Source organism: Synechococcus sp. BA-120 BA3 (assembly GCF_034931285.1).
Lineage (GTDB): Bacteria > Cyanobacteriota > Cyanobacteriia > PCC-6307 > Cyanobiaceae > Cyanobium.
On record NZ_JAYGHZ010000441.1, the window covers coordinates 1 to 1789 of the forward strand.

2 protein-coding genes are annotated in these 1789 nt (G+C 72.2%); both read right to left on the reverse strand.

Features of this window, described 5'->3' with window-relative positions; translation table 11 throughout:
* Nucleotides 1-344: 4-alpha-glucanotransferase (locus VB737_RS16560; protein ID WP_500314575.1), on the reverse strand; the 344-nt coding region annotated here is incomplete at its 3' end.
* Complete coding sequence (locus VB737_RS16565) at nucleotides 341-1561, reverse strand: Coenzyme F420 hydrogenase/dehydrogenase, beta subunit C-terminal domain (protein WP_500314577.1); 1221 nt, start codon at nucleotides 1559-1561, stop codon at nucleotides 341-343. The genes VB737_RS16560 and VB737_RS16565, both read right to left, overlap by 4 nt.
* Nucleotides 1562-1789: the final 228 nt, after the last annotated feature.

Sequence of the window (1789 nt, forward strand, 5' to 3'; positions counted from 1 at the left end):
GCGGCGGCGATGGCGGCCGCCCGCTGGCCGGCGACGGCCGGATCGAGGTGATCCTCAGCCCCCAAGGGCAGGGCGTCACGGTCGGCGGCGGTGATCAGGCCCTCGGCCACCAGGTCGTCGGCATCGATCAGCCAGGGGTTGAGGGCCGAGCCGCTGGGGGAGCTGTAGGGGGAGCCGGTGCCGTCGGTGGGGGCCAGGGGCAGCAGCTGCCACACCCCCACCCCCTCCTGGCCCAGGAGGTCGATCCACGCGCGGGCGGCGGCGCCGAAGCTGCCGCAGGCCGGCGTGCCCGGCAGGGCCGTGGGGTGGAGCAGCACGCCGCAGGCCCGGGGGTCGCCGCTCACGGTGTCGGCAGCCGGTAGCGGTCCACGATCCGGCGGGCAAAGGCCGGGATGTGGGCGTCCACCTTCTCCGGGTGGTGGCGCTGCAGCCAGAGGGCGTTGCGGGTGAAGTGGGAATCGATCGAGAAGCGGCCGTACTCGAGCCCCTTCGGCCCGAAGCGCTGCACGAACACCCCCACCAGTTCGGCGAGCCACATGGGCAGCTTGAGGGCCTTCTCGTAGGCGTCGATGCCCTGCTGCACCGCCTGGCGGCGGTCGCCGGAGCTGGTCACCGGCGCCAGATCCAGTTCCGGCTCCACCAGATCCAGCAGCTCCTGGCCGAGGGGGTTGCGCACGGTGACCCACTGGCGGCCGAAGGTGGCGCCCATGTAGCCCACCACCAGATCGGCCCCGGCATTGGTGTAGTCGAAGCAGCTCAGGCAGCTGGGGGCGAAGACGTCCTTGAGGGCGGGCGTGTCGAGGCCGAAGAAGGGCACCGTTTCCTCCTGGCCGTCGCTGTGGCGGAAGTGGATGCGGAAGTCCTGCATGAACTCGTAGTGCACCACCGTGTCGGGGGAGCGGCTGGCGCTCTCCAGGAAGGTCTGCAGCCCCTCGCGGCTGACGTTGTCGACGCAGGGCAGGCCGAGCACGTAGAGCTTCTGCAGGGGCAGGGTGGCCTGCACGGCCCGCAGGGCCTGGATCTGGCAGCCGACGCCGATGGCCAGCAGCCGTTCGATGCCGCTGCCCGGCAGCTGCTCGAGCACCTCCAGGTTGGGGGAGAGGGTGGGCTTGTTGACGCGGGCCGCCAGCACCTCCTCCGGTGTGCGGGCCAGCACCGGCAACGGCGTGAAGCGGTCGTCAGGACTCTGCTGGACGCACAGCACCGCATCCACCAGGCCGCTCTCCAGGGCCCGCACGCCGATGCGGCTGACGATGCCCGTCCACTGGGCTCCCTCGATCGGCTGGCGCAGTCGGGCGGTGACCATGCGCTGGTGGACACCGAAGTAGAGCTCGTCCTCGTCGTCGAGGCGGCGGCTGCGGCCGTGGGCCTGCTCCTCCATGGCCTCGAAACGCTGCTCCAGGAAGGCGCAGGCCCGGCGCACGTAGGCCACCCAGCGGCTGTCGCAGAGGCCGCAGTCGCTGCAGAGATCCTTGGCGGGTTTGGGGCTGCCCTTGGCCAGGGGTCGGGCTCGATCGTGCGGCGCCAGGGACGACGGCGCCCGTGAAGGAACGGAGGACAAGCGGTGGTGGGCGCAGGAGCTCGACGCTCAACCTATCGGCCATGGCGGCCCCATGCCGCAGGAGGCCGGCGACGCCTGCGCGAGAGTGCCTGCAGCTCCCCACAGGTTCGGCCCCGATGCCCGCCCGCCGGAAGCCCCGCCCAACCGAAGCCAACGGCACCGGGACCCCGAAGGCCCCGGCCCCGAAGCGGCGCCTGGCCAGCGGACGGCTGCTCAAGAGCCTCGGCG